This is a genomic window from Polaromonas sp., from assembly GCF_030682935.1.
GTDB lineage: Bacteria > Pseudomonadota > Gammaproteobacteria > Burkholderiales > Burkholderiaceae_C > Polaromonas.
This window is the reverse complement of sequence record NZ_JAUXNA010000324.1, coordinates 1-23,970: the sequence shown is the minus strand read 5'-3', so window position 1 is coordinate 23,970 and position 23,970 is coordinate 1. Positions and strand designations below refer to the sequence as shown.

24 protein-coding genes and 1 pseudogene are annotated in these 23,970 nt (G+C 64.6%); 12 read left to right on the top strand and 13 right to left on the bottom strand.

All coding sequences use genetic code 11. The annotated features are described in order from the left end of the window. Positions 1 to 84 precede the first annotated feature (84 nt). Entirely contained in the window at positions 85 to 624 is a 540-nt protein-coding gene (locus Q8K05_RS15025; RefSeq protein ID WP_305247433.1) for an alpha/beta hydrolase, read from the top strand. A gap of 39 nt (positions 625 to 663) precedes the next feature. Next, positions 664 to 1,599, top strand: a complete 936-nt coding sequence (locus Q8K05_RS15020) for a ParB/RepB/Spo0J family partition protein (RefSeq protein WP_305247432.1) — start codon at positions 664 to 666, stop codon at positions 1,597 to 1,599. Between the two features lie 103 nt (positions 1,600 to 1,702). Here Q8K05_RS15020 and Q8K05_RS15015 read toward each other — a convergent pair whose 3' ends face one another. The 4 genes from Q8K05_RS15015 to Q8K05_RS18905 all read right to left on the bottom strand — a co-directional run bounded on the left by Q8K05_RS15015 (position 1,703) and on the right by Q8K05_RS18905 (position 5,940). Continuing rightward, positions 1,703 to 2,686, bottom strand: coding sequence for a Bug family tripartite tricarboxylate transporter substrate binding protein (locus tag Q8K05_RS15015; RefSeq protein WP_370868871.1), 984 nt, complete (start codon positions 2,684 to 2,686; stop codon positions 1,703 to 1,705). 50 nt (positions 2,687 to 2,736) lie between these two features. Then, complete coding sequence (locus Q8K05_RS15010) at positions 2,737 to 3,609, bottom strand: fumarylacetoacetate hydrolase family protein (RefSeq protein ID WP_305247431.1); 873 nt, start codon at positions 3,607 to 3,609, stop codon at positions 2,737 to 2,739. Between the two features lie 344 nt (positions 3,610 to 3,953). Beyond that, complete coding sequence (locus Q8K05_RS15005; protein ID WP_305247430.1) at positions 3,954 to 5,504, bottom strand: acetyl-CoA hydrolase/transferase family protein; 1,551 nt, start codon at positions 5,502 to 5,504, stop codon at positions 3,954 to 3,956. A 175-nt stretch (positions 5,505 to 5,679) separates the two neighbouring features. After that, positions 5,680 to 5,940, bottom strand: coding sequence for a hypothetical protein (locus tag Q8K05_RS18905; RefSeq protein ID WP_370868870.1), 261 nt, complete (start codon positions 5,938 to 5,940; stop codon positions 5,680 to 5,682). A 3-nt stretch (positions 5,941 to 5,943) separates the two neighbouring features. On the opposite strand from Q8K05_RS18905, the gene Q8K05_RS14995 reads away from it, so the two are divergent. The 5 genes and pseudogenes from Q8K05_RS14995 (at position 5,944) to Q8K05_RS14975 (ending at position 10,870) form a co-directional block, all read left to right on the top strand. Further along, positions 5,944 to 7,188 (top strand): efflux RND transporter periplasmic adaptor subunit, encoded by a 1,245-nt coding sequence (locus Q8K05_RS14995; protein WP_305247429.1) that lies wholly within the window; start codon positions 5,944 to 5,946, stop codon positions 7,186 to 7,188. Between the two features lie 19 nt (positions 7,189 to 7,207). Further along, a complete protein-coding gene (locus Q8K05_RS14990) occupies positions 7,208 to 8,473 on the top strand; it encodes an ABC transporter permease (protein WP_305247428.1) in 1,266 nt (421 codons plus the stop codon). 531 nt (positions 8,474 to 9,004) lie between these two features. Next, positions 9,005 to 9,346 carry an RNA-binding protein gene (locus Q8K05_RS14985; RefSeq protein WP_305247427.1) on the top strand — a complete coding sequence of 114 codons (342 nt, stop codon included), beginning with the start codon at positions 9,005 to 9,007 and terminating at the stop codon, positions 9,344 to 9,346. A 359-nt stretch (positions 9,347 to 9,705) separates the two neighbouring features. Next, positions 9,706 to 10,047: pseudogene (locus Q8K05_RS14980) on the top strand (transposase); the annotation flags it as partial. 127 nt (positions 10,048 to 10,174) lie between these two features. Then, positions 10,175 to 10,870 carry an ABC transporter ATP-binding protein gene (locus Q8K05_RS14975; protein WP_305247426.1) on the top strand — a complete coding sequence of 232 codons (696 nt, stop codon included), beginning with the start codon at positions 10,175 to 10,177 and terminating at the stop codon, positions 10,868 to 10,870. An 8-nt stretch (positions 10,871 to 10,878) separates the two neighbouring features. On the opposite strand, the gene Q8K05_RS14970 is transcribed toward Q8K05_RS14975, so the two are convergent. Further along, positions 10,879 to 11,274, bottom strand: a complete 396-nt coding sequence (locus tag Q8K05_RS14970) for a hypothetical protein (protein ID WP_305247425.1) — start codon at positions 11,272 to 11,274, stop codon at positions 10,879 to 10,881. Between the two features lie 96 nt (positions 11,275 to 11,370). Here Q8K05_RS14970 and Q8K05_RS14965 point away from each other — a divergent pair, with 96 nt between their 5' ends. Continuing rightward, positions 11,371 to 11,667 carry a type II toxin-antitoxin system RelE/ParE family toxin gene (locus Q8K05_RS14965; protein WP_305247424.1) on the top strand — a complete coding sequence of 99 codons (297 nt, stop codon included), beginning with the start codon at positions 11,371 to 11,373 and terminating at the stop codon, positions 11,665 to 11,667. 150 nt (positions 11,668 to 11,817) lie between these two features. Here Q8K05_RS14965 and Q8K05_RS14960 read toward each other — a convergent pair whose 3' ends face one another. Genes Q8K05_RS14960 through Q8K05_RS14940 form a run of 5 tightly spaced genes read right to left on the bottom strand, consistent with a single transcriptional unit; the run spans position 11,818 to position 17,577 of the window. After that, entirely contained in the window at positions 11,818 to 13,086 is a 1,269-nt protein-coding gene (locus Q8K05_RS14960) for a TRAP transporter large permease (RefSeq protein WP_305247423.1), read from the bottom strand. Between the two features lie 9 nt (positions 13,087 to 13,095). Next, a complete protein-coding gene (locus Q8K05_RS14955; protein WP_305247422.1) occupies positions 13,096 to 13,713 on the bottom strand; it encodes a TRAP transporter small permease in 618 nt (205 codons plus the stop codon). A gap of 12 nt (positions 13,714 to 13,725) precedes the next feature. Beyond that, entirely contained in the window at positions 13,726 to 14,733 is a 1,008-nt protein-coding gene (locus Q8K05_RS14950; protein WP_305247421.1) for a TRAP transporter substrate-binding protein, read from the bottom strand. Between the two features lie 37 nt (positions 14,734 to 14,770). Further along, positions 14,771 to 16,393, bottom strand: a complete 1,623-nt coding sequence (locus Q8K05_RS14945; protein ID WP_370868869.1) for an acyl-CoA synthetase — start codon at positions 16,391 to 16,393, stop codon at positions 14,771 to 14,773. Next, complete coding sequence (locus Q8K05_RS14940; RefSeq protein WP_305247420.1) at positions 16,390 to 17,577, bottom strand: acetyl-CoA acetyltransferase; 1,188 nt, start codon at positions 17,575 to 17,577, stop codon at positions 16,390 to 16,392. Before Q8K05_RS14940 ends, Q8K05_RS14945 begins: the two co-directional genes overlap by 4 nt. A 206-nt stretch (positions 17,578 to 17,783) precedes the next feature. Between Q8K05_RS14940 and Q8K05_RS14935 the strand changes: the two genes are divergently transcribed. After that, positions 17,784 to 18,605 (top strand): IclR family transcriptional regulator, encoded by an 822-nt coding sequence (locus Q8K05_RS14935; RefSeq protein ID WP_305247419.1) that lies wholly within the window; start codon positions 17,784 to 17,786, stop codon positions 18,603 to 18,605. Positions 18,606 to 18,623: 18 nt separating this feature from the next. Here the strand turns inward: Q8K05_RS14935 and Q8K05_RS14930 are convergent, their stop codons facing one another. Then, positions 18,624 to 19,514, bottom strand: coding sequence for a LysR family transcriptional regulator (locus Q8K05_RS14930; RefSeq protein ID WP_305247418.1), 891 nt, complete (start codon positions 19,512 to 19,514; stop codon positions 18,624 to 18,626). A 149-nt stretch (positions 19,515 to 19,663) separates the two neighbouring features. Between Q8K05_RS14930 and Q8K05_RS14925 the strand changes: the two genes are divergently transcribed. Genes Q8K05_RS14925 through Q8K05_RS14915 form a run of 3 tightly spaced genes read left to right on the top strand, consistent with a single transcriptional unit; the run spans position 19,664 to position 21,447 of the window. After that, on the top strand, positions 19,664 to 20,215 hold the full coding sequence (locus tag Q8K05_RS14925) for a PPC domain-containing DNA-binding protein (RefSeq protein WP_305247417.1): 552 nt from the start codon (positions 19,664 to 19,666) through the stop codon (positions 20,213 to 20,215). After that, the gene (locus Q8K05_RS14920; protein WP_305247416.1) at positions 20,208 to 20,606 is read left to right on the top strand and encodes a PPC domain-containing DNA-binding protein; all 399 of its coding nucleotides are present in this window, start codon (positions 20,208 to 20,210) and stop codon (positions 20,604 to 20,606) included. Before Q8K05_RS14925 ends, Q8K05_RS14920 begins: the two co-directional genes overlap by 8 nt. A gap of 52 nt (positions 20,607 to 20,658) precedes the next feature. Continuing rightward, positions 20,659 to 21,447: an SDR family NAD(P)-dependent oxidoreductase gene (locus Q8K05_RS14915; protein ID WP_305247415.1), complete on the top strand. Its 789-nt coding sequence runs from the start codon at positions 20,659 to 20,661 to the stop codon at positions 21,445 to 21,447. A 9-nt stretch (positions 21,448 to 21,456) separates the two neighbouring features. Here the strand turns inward: Q8K05_RS14915 and Q8K05_RS14910 are convergent, their stop codons facing one another. Together Q8K05_RS14910 and Q8K05_RS14905 are read right to left on the bottom strand one after the other, a co-directional pair. Further along, entirely contained in the window at positions 21,457 to 22,992 is a 1,536-nt protein-coding gene (locus Q8K05_RS14910) for a CYTH and CHAD domain-containing protein (RefSeq protein WP_305247414.1), read from the bottom strand. A 105-nt stretch (positions 22,993 to 23,097) separates the two neighbouring features. Then, positions 23,098 to 23,970: FAD-binding oxidoreductase (locus tag Q8K05_RS14905; RefSeq protein ID WP_305247413.1), on the bottom strand; the 873-nt coding region annotated here is incomplete at its 5' end.

Sequence of the window (23,970 nt, the reverse complement as noted above, 5' to 3'; positions counted from 1 at the left end):
ATGTTTTATGAAAATAAGGCCTGTAGCGCTTATGCAGCGGGCACAAGCCGCTATTAAAAACATAGCGTAAATGACCCAAAAACCATGAAATCAAGCAACGTCCTGATACTTCCCGGCTGGCAAGGCAGTGGCCCCGACCACTGGCAAAGCCGCTGGGAGCGCACGCACGGCTACACCCGCGTGGAGCAGCACGACTGGCTGCGGCCGCTGCGTGGCGACTGGATTGCGCGGCTTGAAGACGTGCTGCTGTCGTGCAGTGAGCCTGCCGTGCTGGTGGCGCACAGCCTGGGCTGCGTGCATGTGGCGGCCTGGGCCGCGCACTCCCGCAACACGCAGCGCGTCAAGGGCGCGCTGCTGGTGGCGCCGCCCGATGTGGAGCGGGACGACCTGCGCCAGCAATTGCCGGGCTGGTCGCCGCTTCCCCGGGGCCCGCTGCCGTTTCCCTCGGTGCTGTTTGCCAGCAGCAACGACCCCTTTTGCGCGCCCGAGCGGGCCCGTCAGCTGGCCGCCGACTGGGGCGCTGACTACATCGACGCCGGCCCGTGCGGTCACCTCAATGCCGACAGCGCGCTGGGCGACTGGCCGCTGGCCTACGCGCAGCTGCTGCAGCTGATGCGTGCCTGACGCAGCCCCGATTTGAAAACAGAAAGACAAGACAAGCACATGGTCACCAAAAAACTCAAAGGCCTGGGCCGCGGCCTGGAAGCCTTGCTCGGACCCAAAGTCAGCGAATCGGCTGACGCCGACAACGCGGGCAGCAGCGCCACCAGCCCCGGCCTGCCGGCCACGCTGCGGCTCACCGACCTGGTGGCCGGCCAGTACCAGCCGCGCACCCGCATGGACGAGGGCGCGCTCTACGAACTGGCCGAGTCCATCAAGGCGCAGGGCATCATGCAGCCGATTCTGGTGCGTCGCCTGAACAGTGGCGCCAACGACGGCAAGTACGAAATCATTGCCGGCGAGCGGCGCTTTCGGGCCGCCAGACTGGCCGGCCTGGACAGCCTGCCGGTGCTGATACGCGACGTGCCCGACGAGGCGGCGGCGGCCATGTCGCTGATTGAAAACATCCAGCGCGAAGACCTCAATCCGCTCGAAGAGGCCCAGGGCCTGCAGCGCCTGGTCAAAGAGTTTGGCATGACGCACGAGCTGGCCGCGCAGGCCGTGGGCCGCTCGCGCAGCGCGGCGTCCAACCTGCTGCGCCTCTTGAACCTGGCCGATCCGGTGCAGACCATGCTGATGGCCGGCGACCTGGACATGGGCCATGCCCGCGCGCTGCTCAGCCTGGACCGCGCCGCGCAAATTACCGCCGCCAATCAGATCGCCGCCAGAAAAATGTCGGTGCGCGAGGCCGAAAGCCTGGTCAAAAAAACCAGCGCCGACTTTGCGCCCAGGCCGGAAAAACCCGTTCGGGAAAAGTCACGCGACACCCTGCGCGTCGAAGAAGAACTGGCCGACCTGCTGATGGCCGAGGTCGAAGTCCGTGTCAAAAAACAGGTCAAGCGCCACGGCCGGCGCGAAGACATGGGCGAGGTGGCGATCCAGTTTTCATCCCTGGACGAGCTCAACGGGCTGATCGAGCGGCTGCGCGGGGGCAATTAAAGCGCAACCGCCTGGCCGTTCAGGATGACATTCCTGAGCAGCCAGGCGCCAGTCGATCCCTATGCCGCCAGTCGCATGGGTCTGTGCAGAGGCGGGAAGCTGCTCAGTCCACTTTCCCGATGCGCTGCACCAGCGACGTCATGGCGCGCGCATCGGTCTGCACGAAGCGCTCGAAATCCGGTGCATCCTGAAACTGGAAAGAGGTTCCTGCGGCGGTCAGCGCCTGCACGGCGCGCGGGTCCTGCGCAGCGAACCTGGCGGCCTGGCGCAACTTCTCTACAACCGCAGCCGGCGTCGCCGCCGGGGCGAACATGCCCGCCCATTGGGAGTACACGACCGGCACACCCAACTCCTTGAAACTCGGGACATCAGGCATCACGGCCAGCCTGCCGTCTCCCCAATGCGCCAGCGCTCTGAGCTTGCCAGACTTGATTTGCTGCAAGACGCTGGCGGGTCCGGTGGACAAGGCATCCACCTGTCCGGCCAGCAAAGCAAACACGGCGGGGCCGGCGCCGGTGTAGGGAACGTGCAGCATGTAGCTGGAGGTGGCTGCTTTCAACTGTTCCATGGGGACATGCATGGTGCCGTAATTGCCCGAAGATCCAAACGACACCTTGGCCGGATTGGACTTCACGTAGGCGATGAACTCGGCATAGGTTTTCCAGGGGCTTTCAGCGCGCACCACCAGCACCGTCGGGTCGGCGGTGAAGCGGGCGATCGGCTTGAGCTGGTCGAGCTGGTACATCGGCGTGCGCTTGAGCAGCTTGTCGGCTTCGGGCAGCACCACGAAGGACGACAAGGCCATGAGCAGCGTGTAGCCATCGGCTTTGGCCTTGGCCACCTGGCCCATGCCAATGCCGCCACCGGCACCGCTCTTGTTTTCGACGATGACGGGCTGCTTCAGGTAGCGCCCCATCGCTTCTGCAACGGGGCGTCCGACGGTGTCCGCGACGCCGCCAGGCGGAAACGGAACCACCATGGTGACCGGACGGCTGGGGTAATCTTCCTGCGCCAGGGCGGGCATGGTCATCATGCCCGCAAGCAGGGGCATGCTCAAGGCTTTCAGGACGGTTCGACGTGCATTCATTTTTGTCTCCTTGGTAAACCGGGGTTTTTTATGAAGCCCCTTGGTCGATATTAGATGAAACGGTTCTCGATGGCCCCGATACCGTCGATTTCGACGCGTATGACGTCACCTGTCTTGATGTAGCGAGGGGGCTTGAGTCCCATGCCGACGCCGGCCGGTGTACCCGTGGCAATCACGTCGCCCGGGTACAGGGTGATGCCCCGCGAAATGGTCTCGATCAGGGTCGGGATGTCGAAGATCATGTTGTCGGTCGGCCCGTCCTGGCGCAACTCGCCATTGACCCAGCAGCGCACCCGCGTCTTCGTGCCGTCGAGCTCGTCGGCCGTCACAATCCACGGCCCCATGGGGCAGAAGGTGTCGAAGGACTTGCCCATGTCCCACTGCTGATGGCGCATTTGCACATCGCGGGCGGTGACGTCGTTGACAATCGTGTAGCCGAACACATGGCCCAGCGCGTTCGCGCGGGTGATGTTCTTGCCGCCCTTGCCGATCACCACAGCCAGTTCGGCTTCGTAGTCGATCTGGTCCGAAATACCGGCACCGGGCAGCCGCACATCGTCATGGGGCCCCACCACGCACTCGGGCACCTTGGTGAACACAATCGGCCACGCTTCCGGGTTGCTGTCGTTGTCCTTGAACACCGAGGCGGACAGCTCCCTGGCATGGGCATGGTAATTGCGCCCGACGCACCACAGGTTGCGCCGCGGCATCGGCAGCGGGGCTTCGAGCCTGACCGAGGACACCGCAATAGGGGTGGCGTCCAGGGGAGGCAGCGCGCCTCCCGAAGCGAGCGTCTCGATCAGCGCAAGCGCGCCGCGCTGCGCGGTTTCCGCAGCGACCTTGAAAGGGGTGATCTGCTGACCATCGGCGGACACGACACCGATGTGGCGCGTGCCACCCTGAACATATGTTGCAATCCGCACTGGCTTCTCCTGTAGGCGGGCGTGGTCACGCCCCTGGGTTAAAACGACAATTGGTTGAAATATAAACCAATAAATACCAATATCGCCCAATGTCCGGTAAAAACTGCCCCCATTCAAGAGCAACTTGATCAACTTTTGCGCAAAGCGGACGGCTGAATGCTGTCCATGCCGCCCGGATCGCTGCGCGCGGGATCACGGATTGGTATGAATTTGGTCCGGTTTGGTTGGCGTTGTTTCAACGTGGCTGCCCGGCCCAGCCCCTTGACGATCGGGCAGCGGCTCAACCCGCGAAGCAATTTGCTGAATTTCCAGGCGGCGCGCAGAGCTGCCGGCCTAAAACCCCATCACGCCAGATGCAGCCGCTTTTCCCGGCCCGCGTCAGGCAGCATGTGGCCGGTTTCCACGTAGCGCGCATGCCAGCTTAGCGCCTCGTTCAGCAGGTGCGGCGTGTGCCGGCCCGAGGCGCCCCGCTGGGAGCGTTCAAAGTAGTCGCGCAGGGCCGGGCGGAAGTCCGGGTGGGCGCATTGTTCAATGATCAGGCGTGCGCGCTGCGTGGGCGACAGGCCGCGCAGGTCGGCCAGGCCCTGCTCGGTCACGAGCACTTCCACATCGTGCTCGGTGTGGTCCACATGCGAGACCATGGGCACGATGCAGGAGATGGCGCCATCCTTGGCCACCGAGGGCGTCATGAAGAACGACAGGTAGGCGTTGCGCGCAAAGTCGCCCGAGCCGCCGATGCCGTTCATGATGTTGGAGCCCATGACGTGGGTGGAGTTGACGTTGCCGTAGAGGTCGGCCTCGATCATCGCGTTCATGGCGATCACGCCCAGGCGGCGCACCAGCTCGGGGTGGTTGCTGATTTCCTGCGGGCGCAGCACGATGCGCTGGCGGTAAAAGTCGATGTTGGCGTTGAAGTCGGCCAGCGCCCCGGGGCTGAACGACAGCGCCGTGGCCGAGGCCATGCTCAGCTTGCCCGAGCGCAGCATGTCCAGCATGCCGTCCTGCAGCACCTCGGTGTAGGCCGTCAGGTTGTTGAACGGGCCTTCGTTCAGGCCGGCCAGTACGGCGTTGGCGATGTTGCCCACGCCCGACTGCAGCGGCAGCAAGTCGGCTGGCAGGCGGCCGCGTTTGACCTCGTGCTGCAGGAACTCGATGATGTGGCCCGCAATGCGCTGCGAGGTGTCGTCGGGCGCGGCAAAGGCCGAGTTGCGGTCGGGCTGGTGGGTGTGCACCACGGCGATCACCTTGGCCGGGTCGCAGCGCAGGTAGGTCTCGCCAATCCGGTCGCCGGGGCCCGTCAGCGGAATCGGCAGGCGGTGGGGCGGCAGGCGGGTGCCGTAGTAGATGTCGTGCATGCCCTCCAGGCCGGGGTTTTGCAGGGTGTTGACTTCCAGAATGATCTTGTCGGCCTGGTCCAGCCAGGTGTTGTTGTTGCCGACCGAGGACGAGGGAATCAGCCGGCCGTCCGGCAAAATGCCCGCGACCTCGACCACCGCCACATCGAGGTGGCCCAGAAAGCCGAACCAGGCCAGCTGCGCCACGTGCGAGAGGTGGATGTCGGTGTACTGCATCTGTCCCGTGTTGATCTGCTGGCGCACCACCGGGTCGGACTGGTAGGGCAGGCGCATCTCGATGCCGTGCGCCTTGGCCAGCGCGCCGTCGAGCTCGGGCGCGGTCGAGGCGCCGGTCCAGAGGCCAATCCGGAACGCCTCGCCCGCCGCGTGCAGGCGCTCGATGCGCCGCGCCAGCGCCTGGGGCACGGCCTTGGGGTAGCCCGCGCCGGTGAAGCCGCTCATGCCGACATTGGCGCCGGCGGGAATCAGCTCGGCGGCCGCTTCGGCCGACATGATTTTGGTGTTCAGGGCGGGGTTGCGCACGCGATCGGCAATGGACATGAGAGGCGGGCTCCGGGTGAGGGTAGGGGGCGCGGCAGCGCAAGCCGGGAATTTTAGCAGCGGATACGGCCGACATAGGGTTAACCCTAGGCCCTGCTGCCCTGCCGGGCTTGCCTTGTTGCACGCAGATTGAATGCTATGTTTTTGGTAGTTATTGCTTTCCGCCAGTACTGGGCTATAGGCTTATTTCGTTGATTTTTTTGGCTGCAGTGCCGCGCCGCCGCCGCTGGCCGACCACGCCCTTGAGGTTGAGCGACAGGTCCATCAGCACCTCGCGGTGCGCGGTTTCGGCGTAGGCCATGGCGTGCTGCATGGGGTCTTTGTCGCGGATTTCACCCCTCATGATCACGTCGGGCGCGCCATCGGACACCATCAGCGCAAGGCAGTGGCCGAGGTCGTCGGGTTCAGGGGAGGCAGGACGGTCTGCTACGCTCATGGCATGAAACCTCTTGTCAAATGGGGCGCAGGCGTGCTGGTTTTGCTGGTCGTGGCCGCAGCGCTGGGGCTGGCTCGCCAGCGCGGTACGCCGGTTCAGGTGGTAGCCGTGGCGCGCACGGGCATCGTGCAGTCGGTGGTGGCGACCGGGCGGCTCAATGCGCCGGCGCGGCTGGACATTGGCGCTGAAGTCACCGCGACGGTGCAGGAGGTGCTGGTGCGCGAAGGCGACCGCGTGAAGGCCGGCGCGCTGCTGCTGCGCCTGTCGGACGCCGAAGCCCGCGCGGCGCTGCAGCAGGCGCGCGCCGCCTTGCTGGAGGCGCGCGGCCGCGCCACCCAGCAAGCCACCGTGACGGCGCCGGTGGCCTCGCAGGCCGTGGTGCAGGCCCAGGCTGCGTTCACGGCGGCGGCGCGCGAGCACCAGCGCGCCCGTGAGCTGGTGGCGCAGGGTTTCTTTTCGCAGCAAAAGCTCGACGACGCCCAGCGCGCGCTCGACACCGCGCGCAGCGCCCTCGAGTCGGCCCGCGTGCAGGCGCAGGCCAACCAGGCCAGCGGCGTCGAGCGCACGCTGGCCGCGTCGCGCGTGGAGCAGGCCGTGGCGGCGGTGGCGGTGGCCGAGGCCAAGCTGGCGCGGCTGTCCATCACCAGCCCGCTTGACGCGCTGGTGCTGACGCGCAACGCAGAGCCCGGCAGCATGGCCCAGCCCGGCCGCGTGCTGCTGACGCTGGCGGCCCAGGGCGGCCTGCGCATTGACGCCGGCATCGACGAAAAAAACCTGCGCCTGCTGACGCCCGGCATGGCGGCGCGCGCCGTGGCCGACGCCTATCCGGGCCAGTCGTTTGAAGCGCGGTTGAGCTACATCGCGCCGGCGGTTGACCCGCAGCGCGGCACGGTCGAGGTGCGGCTGGCCGTGCCGCAGGCGCCCGCGTTTTTGCGGCCCGACATGACGGTGTCGGTGGAGCTGGTGGGCGGCACCAAACCAGACGCGCTGGTGCTGCCCTCGGGCGCGGTGCGCGAGGCCGACCGCGAGGCGCCCTGGGTGCTGCTGCTGCAGGCCGGACGCGCCGTGCGCACGCCGGTCCAGCTCGGCCTGCGCGGCGTCGGTGCGGTCGAAATTGCGCAAGGCCTGAAGGAAGGCGACGAGGCGATTCCGCAGACCGAGAAAGCCGTTCCCGGCGACCGTGTGCGACGCGGCCCGGCCGTGGCGGGCAGCAGGGGCATGGAAGTGCCGTCCTTCATTTCGCGCTGACTTTTTTGCTCCGCCCGCCATGTCCTCTACCCGCCACCGCCCCGCCCTCAGTTCCTGGACCCGCTGGATGCCGTTCGAGCTGCTGGTGGCCTTGCGCTTTTTGCGCGAAGGCCGGATGCAGAGCGCGCTGATTCTGGCCGGCGTCACCGGCGGCGTGGCCGTGATCATTTTCCTGACCCAGCTGATCAACCAGCTGCAAGCCACCATCATCGACCGCGTCATGGGCTCGCAGGCGCATGTGGTGATTCGCCCGCTTGAAGAAGTCACGCAGCGCGTGCTCACGCCCAGTGCCGACCGCGCCGTGGCCGCCGTGGTGCAGCCGCGCGATCAGCGTCTGCGCTCGGTCGACCAGTGGGAGCGCATTGCGGCGCTGGCGGCCAGCGCGCCCGGCGTGCTGGCGGTGTCGCCGGTGGTCAGCGGCCCGGCCTTTGCCGCGCGCGGCAACAGCAACAAAAGCGTGGTGCTTCTGGGCGTGCAGCCCGACGCCTACCGGCGCGTGGTCCGCATGGACGACTACATGACGCGTGGCCGCTTCGACGTGACCGGCACCGGCGCGCTGATTGGCACCGACCTGGCGCAGGACCTGGGCGTGACGGTGGGCGACAAGCTGCGCGTCACCAGCGCCAGCGGCCGCAGCGAAACGCTGGACATCACCGGCCTGTTTGACATGGGCAACCGCGACCTGAACCGGCGCTGGGTCTTCGTCACACTCAAGCTCGCGCAAACCCTGCTCGATTTGCCCGGTGGTGTCTCCAATATCGACCTCACGGTCAAAGACCTGTTCAGTGCCAACCAGGTCGCCGACACCCTGCGCGCCCAGACGGGTCTCACGGTAGACAGCTGGATGCAGACCAACTCCGGCCTGCTCAATGCCCTGTCAAATCAAACGGTTTCCAACAACCTGATCCGCAGCTTTGTCGTCATCATCGTGGCGCTCGGTATTTCCAGCGTGCTGGTGGTCAGCGTGGTGCAAAAGCAGCGCGAAATCGGCATCTTGCGCGCCATGGGCGCCGGGCGTCGCCGCATCATGACGGTGTTCTTGCTGCAGGGCGGCCTGGTCGGGCTGGTCGGCTCGGTGCTGGGCTCGGCGCTGGCGTATGCGCTGCTCGTGGTGTTTTCGTTCGTCTTCAAGAGTCCCGACGGCAGCCCGCTGTTTGCCGCCCAGCTCGACCTGCTGCTGGTGCTGATGGCGTCGGGGGTGGCCTGCGTCGTGGGGCTGGCCGCCGCCGCGATTCCGGCCCGCAGTGCGGCGCGCATGGACCCGGTGCAGGCGATTCGGGCGTGAGATTTTGCTGTCAGGTGGGGGGCCTCTATTGATCCGCTGCGGTCATTGAGCCCGGTGTTTTTGAGCGGCAGCAATGCAGCGGCTGCCGTCGTTCACTCTTCTCCCTCGAATGTCGGCTTGCAGTCGAGGGTGTGTGAATACTAAAAAAAACAGGCGCCAGAATTAAAAAATCGGGTTAAAACCATTCTCGACACTACGATCGTCGCTTGTGGGCCGTTTTATGACGTTGATTTTTGCTGCGTGTTTGCAAGCGACATTTCCAAGGACGTTTCCACACGACCCCCAGCGGAAGGGGTCTAAAGCCAACCAAACTCCAGAATGTTGCACAGCCCGTTTTATCCGGTTCGCACGTTGTGGGCAAGGAATGTTATTGCCCCGCGTTTCTTGGCGCATAATCCAAATGTGCGGGTAGTAAAACACTCGCACAGGTTAGGTGATCGGTCAGTTTCGCGCGCTACGGCGGTACTTCTCGGGTTTGTTGTGCTTTCGGGACCCCATCGCTTTTGTTTTATGTGTTTTTGAGGAGTCCCCATGGGCAATAAACTTTACGTCGGCAACCTGCCTTACACGGTGCGTGACGAAGATCTGCAACAGTCTTTTGGCGAATTCGGCGCTATCACCAGCGCAAAAGTCATGATGGAACGCGATACCGGTCGCTCCAAAGGCTTTGGATTCGTCGAAATGGGCAGCGATGCCGAAGCGCAAGCCGCAATTGCCGGCATGAACGGTCAGTCTCTTGGCGGCCGTAGCATCACCGTGAACGAAGCCCGTCCCATGGAGGCACGTCCTCCCCGTACCGGCGGCTACGGCGGCGGTGGAGATCGTTCTGGCGGTGGTGGCTACGGCGGCGGCGGTGGTCGCGGCGGCTACTAAGCCCTGCAAACCCAGTCAACGGCAGAGATGTCGTTGCAAACCAGCTGTCTCAGCCTTGCGCTGAGCAAAGCATAAGAGGCTTCGGAACTTTGGTTTTGAAGCCTTTTTTCTTTGGAGGGACGAAATTGCGGTATCAAAATTGGTCTGCGGGAGGCATAACGCACGCGAGGGGGGGCAGGTCGTGCACCAAGAGGTTCGAGTAAGGCACGAATTCAGCGACGGGAATGCCATGGTCGACGCAACGTTGGTTGGATGCGGTCTCTGTCACTTACCGACTTGGCTGATTGGCGATCACCTTCGGTGCGGTACGCTTGTGCCGGTCCTCGAACAATTCGCGAGTGGCGAGATGCCCATTAGCGCTGACCACAAGGGCTGAGGTGACGGATCGCAAGGGGGCGCTACAGGCTATTGATCGGTGCGCTGCGAACCTGAGCCACGTTCAGAGCGTGCTGGCCGATGGCGGCTACGTCGGGCAGCCTTTTGCCCAAGCGGTCAAGGACAAGCTGGGCGCGACGGTGCAAATCGCCAAACGCAATGAGTTGCACACCTTTGCGGTGATACCCCAGCGCTGGGTCGTGGAGCGCTCGTTTGCCTGGCTGGAGAAATGTCGGCGCCTATGAAAGAACTGTGAGCGAAAGCTCAACACCAGCCTGCAGTTTGTCCATCTCGCTTTCTTGGTCTTGCTGATCAGGAGATATTGAACAGGTTCTCGAGACTTATTGGGCCAATGTCTTATTTGCAGCGATTGCGGTCCCGCAGTACAACTTCTGCATAGTGCAACCCGTTGTCCAGACAGCAAGGCTCATGCGATCACAATATCCAGATCGCATGACCACCCCACCCATCCCCATCCTGCGCCTCGCAGACATCCGCCGCAGCTACAACGTCGGCACGGAGGTTGAAACCGAGGTGCTGCACGGCATCAGTCTGAGCCTGCAGCAGGCCGAGTTCGTCGCGCTCAAGGGGCCGTCGGGTTCGGGCAAAAGCACGCTGCTCAACATCATCGGCCTGCTGGAGCGACCGACTTCCGGCACGCTGGAAATCGCCGGCCAGCCGGCCCAGTCGCTCGACGATGCCGGCTTGACGACACTGCGCGGCGCCACGATTGGCTTCGTGTTCCAGTTCCACCATTTGCTGCCGGCCTTCACCGCGCTGGAGAACGTGCTGCTGCCGTCCATCATTGCCCATGGCACCGCCACGGCCGAGGCTGAAGCCAATGCTAGAGAACTGCTGGCGCGCGTGGGCCTGAAGGGCGCCGAATACAAGCGGCCCGGTGAGTTGTCGCGCGGCATGCAGCAGCGCGTGGCGATTGCGCGGGCGCTGTCGCTGCGGCCGCGCCTGATCCTGGCCGACGAGCCCACCGGCAACCTCGACACCGTGTCGGCCGACGAGGTGTTCAGCCTGCTGTGCGCCTTCAACCACGACCACGGCAGCGCCTGCCTGATCGTCACGCACGACCCGCGCCTGGCTGCGCGCTGCGACCGGATCATTGATCTTGTCGATGGGTGCTTGGTTTCCGGCTGAGCGAGCGCTCACATTGTGCGTTGCGTGTGAGGCTGGGCTGCACCCGGCTGACCCGCAGGCAGCGCCCAGAAGGCGAGCGCCGCGGTGAACTCGCGCGCATGAAACGCCCTGGCGTCCGGCCCCGCCGCATCGCCGGCAAAGCGGCCCAGTTGCGCCGCGCATTCAAAAAACCCCGGTGCAGGCAGGCCGTCGCGCCGCTTGCCGACGACCAGCGCGGCAATCAGGGGCCGGTCGGCGGCCACGTCCTCGGCCATCAGTTGCTCCAGCGCGTTGGTGATCTGGTGAATCGTGTGGGGCGGCAGCAGTTGCAGCGCCTGCGCCGCTTGCTGGTAGGTCACCAGGCCCAGCGCGGCGTGCGCCTCCAGGTGGGTTCTGAGCCGGCTGGCGAGTGTTGTTGTGGTCATGGTGCGGTGCTGGAAAGGTGGAGGGTGTTATTTGCTGCCGCTTGAAGCGGCGGTTCCGGCGTTTGTATTTTTGTAAACCATGGATTACAGTTTTCCATGTTTCAAATCCTGCGAACGGCTGAATTCGATGCCTGGATCAGCGGGCTTCGTGACAAAGTAGGTCAAGGTTCTGGCGCGTCTTGCCCGCCTGTCGCTGGACACTGGGACTGGGGCGATTGCAAGCCGGTTGGCCAGGAAGTCACTGAACTGCGCATTGACTCAGGCCCTGGCTACCGCATCCATTGCCGGAAAGACGGCGCCACGGTCATTGTCGCGCTTGGCGGCGGCGACAAGTCCAGCCAGAACAAAGACATTGCGAAGGCCCAAGGAATGGTCCAACTTTTGAAGGCGTGAACGATGAACCCCAAAGCAGCCGAAAAACTGGGCATCAAACCCTTCGATGCCGCCGACTACCTGCCGTCCGATGAAGACTGCGCCATGTACCTGCAGGCCTGCATCGAAGAGGCGCCTGACGATGCTGCCCTGTTTGCCAAAGCGCTTTGGCTACTTGAAGACGCTCGGCAACCAGAGCGACAGCGCAGGGATGTAGGTCACCAGTGCAAGCGCTCCGATCAGCGCGATGTAGAAAGGCTTCATCTCGCGAATGATGTCCGACAGCTTGGTGCGCGAGACCGAGCCCGCCACGAACAGCAACACGCCCACCGGCGGCGTCAGCTGGCCAATCACCAGGTTGATCAGCAACACAATGCCGAAGTGCGTGAGGTCGATGCCGAACGCGGTCAGCACCGGCAGCAGGATGGGCACCAGGATGATCATGATCGCAATCGATTCCATCACCATGCCCAGCAGCAGCAAGGCGACGTTCAGGACCAGCAACAGCACCCAGGGGTTCGACGTGATGCCCTTGATCGCCTGCACCAGCATTTGAGGCGCCTGCTCGACGGCCAGGATCCAGCTGAAGGGTGCGGCCGCAGCCACGATGACGAGGACAACGGCCGTTTCCATGGCGGTGGTTCGTAGGATCCGCGGCAGTATCTTGAACGACAGTGTTCGGTAAAAGAACGCGCCGACGACGAACGAGTAGGCGGCGGCAACACCTGCGATTTCGGTTGCCGTGAAAACACCGGCGCGAAAGCCGCCGAGTATCAGCACAGGCATCATCAGCGCCCAGAAGGCCTGCTTGAACGTGGTCCACAGGCGCGCGCTGGACATGCCGCCATCTTTTGGAAAGTTCCGCCTGGCCGCAACAATGGCGACCACGATCATCATGCACACGGCCATCACCAGGCCCGGGATGATGCCGGCCCAAAACAGGTCACCGAGCGAGGTGTTGGCCTGCCAGGCGTAGATCACCATCAGGATGGATGGCGGAATGATGGGGCCGAGCGACGACGACGCGGCGCAAAGTGCAGCCGCAAAGCCCTGTCCGCATCCGGCCTTGGTGAGCTGCGGCACAAAAATGCGGGCCGATGCGGCGCAGTCCGCCACCGACGAGCCCGAGATGCCAGAAAGAAACACATTGCTGATCACCACGGACTGTGCCAGCCCGCCGCGGATGTGTCCGACGAAGGCGCGTGTCAGCGCAAAGAGCCGGTCGCTGATCCCCGATTCGTTCATCAGGGCGCCGGCCAGGGTAAACAGCAATACCGCGAGCAGCGGAAACGACTGCACGCCCGCACTGATACGCTGCGCGACCACGCCCAGCGGAATGTCGCCACTGCCGATGACGGCAATCGCCGCGCCGGCCATGGCCAGAAAGATCGGCAGGCCGAGGATGAGCAGGGCGGTGAAGCCCAGAGCCAGAAAAAGCATGGGGGGTTCCTACTGCAGGGATTCAAGTTCGCCCGCGAACACGGCAGCAGCGCCGTGCTCGACCAGGATTCGTGCCATGTGGAGCAGCAGCAGCGCCAGACCTACCGGCAAAGCGCCGTCGAGCACGCCCTGCGACATCTCCAGCATGGGTGTCAGGGCGCCCAGCACTTCGGTGAAGTTGAGCGTGGCCGACCACAGCAGCGCCATCACGGCGAGGGTGCCAATGGCCGCGCTGATCCAGGTGACGAACCTGAACGCCGGGCGCTTGAACAGGCCGCCCACCAGATCGACGCGAATGTGCATCCGGTGGCGGATGGCAGCGGCCGCGCCAACGAAGATCAGCCAGGTGAACAAGGCCACGATGAGCTCCTGATCCCACGTCAAGGGGTTGTTCCAGACGTAGCGGACAAGCACACCCAGAAAGACCAGGCCAGCGATCGCCGCGTGGGCGGCGACCAGGAACCAGTCTTCCAGCGTGCCAACGGCATCATCCAGCCGGATCAGCGCGCGCCCCAGCGGACCGGGACGCCGGCCGGTTTTTGCAGAGACCTGTATGGGGCTGGCTGCCTCCAGGGAGGCAGGGACAAACGGTTTTCCGGACTGCATCGCCACGACCTTGTTGTGCACCCTGGCCTCCCTTTAAGCCAGCTTGCCGGTGTATTTTTCCAGCACGGCCCAAGCCTCGTCGCCAAACTTCTTGTGCCAGTCAGCGTAAAAGCCGGAAGCGCGCAGTTTCGCGCGGAACGGCTCGGCCTCGGCGTTGTTGAAGATCATGCCTTTGCCCTTGAGATCTGCCTGCAAGTTGTCGTTCAGTGTCTTGACGTCCGCTCTTTGATTCAGTCCGGCCGCGTTGACGTTGCGCGTGACGATCGCCTGCAGGTCCGCAGGCAGGCGCTCGAAGGACTTCTTGTTGCCCAGGAACCAGAAGCCATCCCACATGTGGTTGGTCATGGAGCAGTACTTCTGAACCTCGTTGAGCTTGGCCGTTGCAATGATCGCCAGCGGGTTTTCCTGGGCGTCGACGACCTTGGTTTGCAGCGACGAATACACCTCTGCAAAATTGATCGTGGCCGGGGCGGCCTCGAAGGCCTTGAACATGGAGACCCAGAATGGGCTGGGCGGGATGCGGATCTTCATGCCCTTGAGGTCCTCGGGCGTATTGATGGCGCGGATGCTGGAGGTCATTTGGCGGTAGCCGTTGTCCCAGATTTTTTCGAATGCAAACAGGCTCGACGAGCCGGCGATCTGCTTGCGCACATGGGCGCCCAGATCACCATCCATGGCCGCCCACACCTGGGTGTAGTCCTTGAATGCAAAGCCCACGCCGCTGATCTGGGCGGCAGGCACCAGCGTGCCCAGAATCAGCGGTGACAGCGTGAAAAAGTCCAGCGCACCCGAGCGCACCTGCGACAGCATGTCGGTGTCGTTGCCCAGCTGGTTGTTCGGATAAACCTGGAAGTCGAGCCGGCCCTTGGATTCCTCTTTGATTTTGGCAGCCATCTCCGCAGCCCGGATGTTCATCGGGTGCGTGACTGGCAGGTTGTTGCCGTACTTGACGGTGAATTCGGCTTTTTGGGCAAAGGCACTGCCGAACGGAACGGCGAGTGCGCTGGCGCCTGCAAGCAAGTAGCGACGTGTGATGTTCATGAGATGTCTCCTGGTTTTATGGTGAACTGAAAAAGGTTTAGCCGGCCGCCTGCGGGTTGCTTTCAAGGCGGCGCAGATACTCGTCGCGGATGTCTTTCTTGACCAGCTTGCCGTAGGCGCTCTTGGGCAGCGAGGGCCAGAATTCGATGGTGCGCGGCCATTTGTACTTGGCCAGGAGCGGCTGCAGATGCGCCAGTACCTGGTCCGGCGCGAGGGCCGCGGACGGATCGCGCGCTGCCAGCACGGCAACACCCAACTCGCCCCATTGCGGATCCGGCACGCCAAACACCACGGCTTCTGCGATATCGGGCAGGGTCAGCAGCGCCTCCTCGATCTCGCGGGGGTAGACGTTGGACCCGCCGGAAATATACATGTCGGAAGAACGGCCGGTGATGGTGACGAAGCCGCGCGCGTCCATGGTTCCCAGGTCGCCGGTATGAAACCAGCCGCCGCGAAACGCTTGCGCCGTGGCTTCCGGGTTGTTCCAGTAGCCGGCAAACACAGCGGGGCCGCGCGTGCAGATGTCGCCCTGTATTCCCGTGGCGACACGCTGGCACTGCTCGTCCAGCACGGCCACTTCCATGCCGCAGCGGGCTGTGCCGCAAGTGCCGAGCAGCGCGCCGCCGCCCTCAAGATGCTCGTCGGCGCGCAGTACCGTGATGTTGCCCGTGACCTCGCCCAAGCCAAAGTACTGCACGATCACGGGGCCGAGCGCGGCCAGCGCACGTTGCTGGTCAGCCTTGTACATCGGCGCGCCCGCGTAAATCACTTGCTTGAGGCTGGAGTGGTCAAAGCGTGCGGCAGCAGGGTCTTCGGCCAGGCGCTTGAGAATCGTCGGAACCGTGAACAGGTTGGTGATGCGGTGCTTTTCGATGGCCTGGAACGCCGCTGCGCAGTCCAGGCTTTCGCTGGGCAACAACACGCTGGCGGTGCCGCGCGCCACATTGACCAGCGCGTGAATGCCGGCGCCGTGCGACAACGGGGCCACCACCAGCGAGGCCTCATCGTGGCGCAAGCCGGGCAGCAGGTCGGCCAGATGGTTGGTCACGACAAAGGCCATTTGCCCGTGCGTCAGCACAGCGGCCTTGGGCCGTCCGGTCGTGCCCGACGTGAAGAAAAACCACAGCGGATGGTGGTAGGTGACTTCCGCCGCCTCAAAGGGCGTGGTGTGCTCCGACACGATCGCCTGGTACACCCTCTGGTCGGCTCTGAGCACGCGCAGCGAGACCGGTGATTCGGCCTGCGCGGCCGCCACATGGGCATCGAAAGCAGACTGCGTGATCATCAGCTCGGCGCCGCTTGATCTCGCAATGTACGCGACCTCCGCTGGCGTGAGCCGGTAGTTCACCGGGACCCACACAGCCCCCAGCTTGAAGGCGGCCCAGGCTGATTCGAACAGCGGCAGGCCATTGGTCAGCTGAACCAGGATGCGGTCGCCGGGGCCGATGCCCTGCGCCTGGAGGTGGTGGGCCAGCGCATCGACGCGCGCATTGATCTGCGACCAGGTGCGGCTGGTTTCGCCCTGGATAAAGCCGGGACGATCGGGGTATTTATCTGCCGTCTGCGTCAGGAGATGGCCCAGGTTCATGACCTGCGGCAGGCCTTGCGGCATCCCGCACAACGCAGGGCTGGCGGATGCCGCGTAGGTGGCGGCGTTCATGCCGAGCGTTCCAGAATGCTCGCGTAGTTGGCCACGGCCACGCCCCCCATGTTGAACACGCCGGCCAGCCGGGCGCCGGGCAGCTGCATGTCGCCGGCCTCATTGACCAGCTGCATCGCTGCCAGCACATGCTGCGAGACCCCGGTGGCCCCGATCGGATGGCCCTTGGCTTTCAGGCCACCCGATAAATTGATCGGCAGGCGACCGCCGCGTTCAGTCTGGCCCTCGCGAATGATGGCGGGCCCCTGGCCCGGGGCGGCCAGGCCCATGGCTTCGACTTCCAGCAGCTCGGCGATGGTGAAGCAGTCGTGCGTTTCCACCAGCGACAAATCATCCAGCGTGCAGCCAGCCTCGGCGAACGCGCGTTGCCAGGCTTGCTGCGCACCTTCCAGCCGGAGAATGTCGCGGCGTGAGACCGGCAGGTAATCGTTGACGTGCCTGGCGGCCCTGAACTGCACGGCGCGGCGAAAGCTGCCGGCCTTGCGCATTCGATCGCTGCACAGCACCAGGGCGGCTGCGCCGTCGCTGACCATCGAGCAGTCGGTACGGCGCAAGGGGCCCGCCACAATCGGGTTTTTGTCGCTGACGGTGTTGCAGAACTCAAAGCCGAGGTCGCGCTGGACGTGGGCGTAGGGGTTGGACACGCCGTTGCGGTGATTCTTGGCCGCGATGCGCGCCAGGGCATCGCTGGCGTCGCCATAGGTATCGAAATACTTCTGCGCAATGCCGGCAAACACCCCCGCAAAACCGGCGCTGGAGGTTTCTTCCTTGACGTACGCGCACTTGAGCAGCACATCGCCCACTTGCGCCGTGGGCAGCCCATTCATGCGTTCGTAGCCCACCACCAGCACCACGTCGGCATCGCCTGCGCGGATCGCCTGCAGGCCGGTGTAGATCGCCGCCGAGCCGGTGGCGCAGGCGTTCTCCACGCGCAGCGACGGCTTGAAGCGCAGCCCGGGCTGGTCGTTGATGGCCAGCGACGAAGGAAAGTCCTGTTGGACAAAGCCGCCGTTGAAGGTGCCTATGACGACCGAATCGACTTGCGCGGCCTCCAGCCCTGCGTCTGCGAGCGCACCGCGAACCGCATCGGCAATCAGCGTCTCGCTGTCGAGTCCGTCAAATTTTCCAAACTTCGAATGAGACCAGCCGACGATGTGGACCGGTGCTTGGAGGGGTGCTGCCACAAATGCTTTCCGAAGGTTTAGTATATGAACTGTTTGGCGACTTTTGCGGATCGAGTGCTCTGGCTTGAAATGCAACTTTACTTTGGCGCTGCGTTGACCGCGCAGGGAAATGGCATGGGTCGATAAAAACAGGTCCACTATGTGAGTGGCGCGATGCGGGTTTTCCCGGGTCAATAGTTTGCAATATGAACCATCCAGTCCACGGCATGACTCTCGATACACCTCCTCTTCCCCCCCGGAATATTGAAGTAGCGGGCGCCCAGACCTTGCGGCGCGGCCTGTCGGTGCTGCGGCTTCTCACGCGCATCGGTCCCGGCGGGCTGCGCATGGGGGAGATTGGCCGGCGCCTGGAACTGAACAAGGCAACCGCCATCCGGTTGACGCGCACGCTGGTGGACGAGGGCTTTGTGCTGCATGACCGCACCTCCGGCTGTTATCGGCTGGGGCCCGAAGCCTTTGCCGTCGGGCTGGCCGCCGAACCGAGTTATGAATTGCAGCGCCTGTCCGCGCCCATCCTGCGGGGGCTGGCGCTGGAGTCGGGGGACACGGTCTTTTTCACCGTGCTGCACGGCTACGAGAGCATCTGCCTGTCGCGCCACGAAGGCGATTTCCCGATCCGCAACCAGCTCATCAAGCCCGGTGACCGCTGGCCCCTGGGGGTGGGTGCGGGCGCCTGCGCCATCCTGACGGCGCTGTCGGATATCGAGGTCGTGGATGTGCTGTCGCGCAACGCCGCGCTGCGTGCAGAGCGCTTTGCGCGCTGCACGGACGACGCGATCTGGCAGCTGATTCGAGAGGCCCGCGACAAGGGCTACTGCACGCAGCCCGGCCTGGTGATCGAGGGCAGCTGGGCCGTTGGCGTTCCGGTGTTCGATGCCAACAACCGTCCGGTGGCGTCGATCAGCATCGGCGCCATCGAGAGCCGGCTCGGCACGGCCCGGGGCGCGGCGCTGGGCAACCGGCTGATGCAGGCCAGCCGCGAGCTGACGGCGCTGCAGGCCGAGGCGGCACGCGCAAGCGGTGCGTAACGCTGGCGTTTGCCGGGCTTACCGCGCTTTGGCCAGCATCCTGGGCAAATAGCGGATGAACGCGCGCACCGGGGGGGCGTCGTCCTCGGTGCGCCAGGCGACGCCGGTTTCCACCGGTGTGCGGTCACCGCGCAGCGGCCGGTACACCACGCCTTCGCGGTGCAACACCTCGACGCAAGCCGGAACCAGCGCCACCCCGATTCCGCCCGACACCAGGCTCACGATGGTGTGCATTTGCCGCGCCGGGAAGATGCGCGGACTGAAGCCGTGCCGCATGCAGGTGCTCACCACGGTGTCGAACATCATGGGGCCAAAATGCCGCTCGAAAGTCAGAAACTGTTCATCCGCCAGGCGCTCCAGCGGGACACGGGCAAGATGCGCCAGCCGATGGTGCTCCGGCAGCGCAATGATCAGCGGATCCCGATTGGTGGCCCGGTAGGTGAGGGTGGCCGGCAGCAGTGGCGACGCAAAGATGCATCCCACGTCCAGCGTTCCGGACTCCAGGTCGCCCAGCAGCTGGTCCGTGGTGGACTCATGCAAGGAGATGCGCACCTCCGGAAAGTCCGTGGTGAAGCGGCGCAGCACGTCGGGCAGGAAGGAATAGGCCGCGAGGCTGATGAAGCCCACCGACAACGATCCCCCGTGACCGCGCGCCGCGTTGCCCGCATGCTGGCGCATGGACTCGGTTCGCGCCAGCACGGCCCGGGCGTCGCGAAGCGCCTCCTCGCCACCGGGCGTGAGCTGGATATGGCGTGATGTGCGCTCGAACAAGCGCAGGCCGAGCTCGGTTTCAAGCTCTTTGATCGCCAGGCTGACCGGCGGCTGCGACAGGTGCAAGCGCTTGGCCGCGCGGCCAAAGTGAAGTTCTTCGGCAACCGCGACAAAGCAGCGTAGGTGGCGTAGTTCCATTGATAGGAATTCTAAATCAATCGATCTGAAAATAAGACTTTTGCAAATGGTTGGGATTGCCTAGACTGTGCGCCAGACCAACAGGCTGGCCGAGCGATCCTCGGTACAGGCCGGCATTGTTTATCACAAGCAAACAGGAGACAAAGCAGATGAGCCACACCTTGCCGCAGGGCAGCCGCGCGCGCACGCTGGTGCATCCGGGCCCGCTGGATCCGATCCGGATCCGCAGCCTGCATTCACGCCGTGGACGGCACATCCGGCTGATGCTGCAGCCCGGGCTGAGCCTGTTTGATGCCCTGGTGGAGCCGCTGAATGCGATGGGCATCAGGAACGCTTCAACCACCATTCTCTGCGGCGTCTTTTCCCGTCTGCATTACTGCGTGGCACCCCCCGACCCCTCGGGCCAGTCGGTCGTTGCCTACACCGCCCCGATTGACGGCGGACAAGCCTTCATGATTTTTGGCAACGCCACATTGGGCAAGAGCGCGCAAGGCGCACCGCTGGTCCATTGCCATGCCGCGATCCGAACTGCGGCCGGCCGGATCAAGGGCGGCCATATCCTGGCAAGTCAAAGCATCGTCGGCCCCGAGCCCATTGCGGTGCTGGTCACCTCGCTGGACGATTTCGAACTGCGCGCGCGCTACGACCCTGAAACCAATCTCTCCTTGCTGCAACCCCAGCAGGAGATGGTTCATGCATAGCGCGGGCTTTGTCGAGAGCGGCGCCATGGGCCGGGTGGCTTACGCACGCATCGCACCCAACGAGGACCTGATCCAGGGGGTGGAAAAACTCTGCCTGGCGCACGGCTTCAAGAACGCCTTTGTGCGCGGCGCACTCGGCAGCCTGGTCGATGCCTGCCTGGGCCGCCAGGATGGCCGCTGGCAGCAGATCCGGGGTCCGGCGGTTGAGATCGTCAGCCTCGCCGGTGAGATCCGCTCGCAGGCCGACGGATCGCTGCGGGCTTGCCTGTCGGGGGTGGTCGCGGACCCCGAAGGAAACGTTTTTGGCGGGGCCTTTGTGGCGGGCTTGAACCCGATCTGCATGACCTTTGAGGTCACGCTGGAAGAATGGCTGCCGGCCACCGCGCCCTAACCATCAAATCAATCAAATTTTTTACAACCAACCCGCTTTTTAAGGAGCATTCATGACAGTCCCCAACGAAACAACCCCGGTCGCCGTGATCACCGGCGGCGCACGCGGCATCGGCCTGGCCATTGGCCAGTGGTTTTTGGCACACGGTTACCGCGTCGCATTGATCGACATCGATGCCGATACGCTGGGCAAAACCGACGCCTTGCTGAACGACCCCCAACATGTTCTGGCCGTGCACTGCGACGTGTCCAACCCCCAGCAGGTCCAAGCGGCCGTCGAAAAGATTGCCGCCACTTTTGGGCGCATCGACGCGTTGGTGAACAACGCGGGCGTGGCGGTCTTCAAGCCTATCGCCGAGACCAGTTTCGAGGAATGGCGCCACGTGCTGGGGACCAACCTGGACGGCGCGTTTCTCTGTACCCAGGCCTGCGCACCGGTGATGATCAAAAGCGGCGGCGGCAGCATTGTCAATATTGCCTCCATCTCTGGTTTGCGCGCCAGCACGCTGCGGGTCGCGTACGGCACCAGCAAGGCCGCCCTGATTCACCTCACCAAACAGCAGGCGGTTGAACTGGGCAACGTGGGCATTCGCGTGAACGCCATCGCGCCCGGCCCGGTAGAGACCGAGATGGCCAAGCTGGTCCACAGCGTGGCCATCCGCTCTGACTACTACGACGCCATTCCCCTGAACCGCTACGGCACCACCGAGGAGATCGCGTCGGTCGTGGGTTTCCTGTGCAGCCCTGCCGCCAGTTATGTCAACGGCCAATTTCTGGCAGTGGATGGCGGCTTTGACTCGGCCGGCGTGGGCCTGCCCACGCTGCGAAGCCGGGCCGCCTAAGCGCGCGGGTCAACGTGCGTTGGCCGCCGCCGTTGGCAGCAAAGCATCACGCTGCTGCCCCACCGCAACGCCGCGCAGAAAGTCCACCAGCCCCTGGTCGGCGTCCAGGCTGGCGGCCAACACACCCGCTTGCACCATGTCGCGGCTGGCGCCCAGGCCCGTTTGCAGCGTTGTGGCCTGCTGGTACCAGCGCTTGGTCTGCCCCTTGGGCAGCAGCGGGCGCAGCGCTTCCAGGCCGTAGCGCAGGCGCTTGGCCAAGATGCGGGCGCGGTGCTGGCGGTCTGGATGGGCGGCGTCCTTCACGGCCAGCTTCAACTGCGCATGCAGGCGGGCGATGCGGCGCCTGGCCCAGCGCTGCAGCGGCATTTTCTGGCTGCCCTTGACGGCAGCGGGGCCGTTCGGAACGGGCAGGGTTTCCAGCCATTCGGTGGTGGCCAGCAGGGCCGCACCCATCGCCGGTGCTTCGAGCGCGTAGCGCACGGATTTGCGCTGCAGCGCGGCTGCCTGCGCCAGCGCCTGGTCCAGCGCCTGCCACCTGGCGGCGCGCCTGGCGTCGCCTGCCGCGTAGGCGTCAGCCAGCGGCGGCAAGGTGTCGGTACGGGCCACATCAAGGTCCCGCAACTCGCCCATGAAGGACAGCAGCGGCTGCAGCGCTTGCCAGGACGGCGCGGGGTGCGCCGCCAGGGCGGGCCTGAACAGCCGCAGCGCGCTCCTGAAGCGTCGCCAGCCGACGCGGGCCTGGTGCACCACCTCGGGGTCGTCCGAGGTGCGCAGCGTGTCCAGGTTGGTGGTGAACTGGCCAAACATTTCGCGCAGCACGCACTGCGCTGCATCGGTCAATGCCATGCCGGACTTCAGCGGTGGCGGCTGGGCGCGCAGGGGCAGCGCCAGCGTGCCCTGCGCCAGGGCATAGCCGCGCTCGGCCTTGCTGATGTTGGCCGGCAGCACGGCAACGCTGCGCGCAATCTGCCGGGCGACGTCGAACAGCGCGGCCGGCGGGCCCGCCTGCAGTTCAAGTTCCAGTTCAAAAATGGGCGCGCGCTGGTCGCCCAGTTCGATGTGGCCGATGTCCAGCGCCACCTCGACCACGCTGCCGTCACGCTTGCGAACGGTCCAGCGGGTGCGGTCAAAGTGGGTGGCAAAGCATGGCGCCAGCGCCTTGAAAACGCTGCCGTCCGGGTCGAGTCCTGACCACGGCGTGGCCTGCAGCGCCTGCCATGACAGTTCGGCACCGGGCACAGGCGCCTCCCATTCGCCGCGCTGGCTCAAGGCCGAGTCGCTGCGCCCGCCCATCTTGAGGGTTTGCAGCCACTGCGGGCTGGCTGCGCTGCCGACGCGACGCAGCCGCAAGGCCACCCGCGCCTGGTGCAGCAACTGCCCGGGCGTGTCGAAATAGACGTTGTGCAGCTGCAGCTGCGTTGGCTTGCGGCGCGCCAGCACCGGCGCGCGGGCCAGTCGCTGCGCCAGTTCCGCAGGCCTGGACGTGGGCAGCGCGAGCTTGAGTTCAATTTCTTCAGGCGGCTGGGGCGGTGGGGATGTTTTCATGGCGGGCCATCAGGTTGTGTCTCAAGCAGCGTGCAGCCGCTGCGCCCAAAAGTCCAGCGCCCAGGCGGCTCAGCCCTTGACCCGGCGCAAGGAGGCACGCCACGCTCAGAGCGTGAAAATCTTGCCCGGGTTCATGATGTTGTGCGGATCCAGCGCGCGCTTGATGCTGCGCATCATGGCCACCGCGCCGTCGCCGGTCTCGGCCACCAGAAAATCCATCTTTCCCAAGCCGATGCCGTGTTCGCCGGTGCAAGTGCCTTCCAGCCGCAGCGCGCGCTGATCCAGCTGGTGGTTCAGGGCTTCGGCCACTTCGCGCTCTTCGGGCTTGTTGGGGTCGATCAGGTAGCCAAAGTGGAAGTTGCCGTCGCCCACATGGCCGACGAGCAAGTAAGGAATGCCGCTGGCCTCGGCCTCGGCCACCGATTCGAGCAGGCAGTCGGCCAGGCGCGAAATGGGCACGCAGGTGTCGGTGGAAATGGCGCGGCAGCCGTGCTTGCTCTGGATCGCGGCAAAGTAGGCGTTGTGCCGGGCCGTCCACAGACGCGTGCGCTCTTCGGGTGTGCTGGCCCATTCAAAGGCATTGCCGCCGTGGCCGCTGGCCAACTCCTGCACCAGTTCGGCCTGTTCCTTCACGCTGCCGGGTGTGCCATGAAACTCCATCAGCAGCAGCGGTTCTTCGCGCAGGCCGAGCTTGCTGTGCGCGTTGACCATGCGCACGGTGTTGGCGTCAATCAGTTCCACGCGCGCAATCGGAATACCCATCTGGATGATCTGGATGGTGCTGCGCACCGCCGCCTCGATGCTCGGGAACGAGCAGATCGCGGCCGAAATCGCCTCGGGCAGCGGGTAGAGCTTGACCGTGACTTCGGTGATCACGCCCAGCGTGCCTTCGCTGCCCACCATCAGGCGCGTCAGGTCGTAGCCCGCCGATGATTTTTTGGCACGGGTGCCGGTGCGGATCACCTCGCCGCTGGCCGT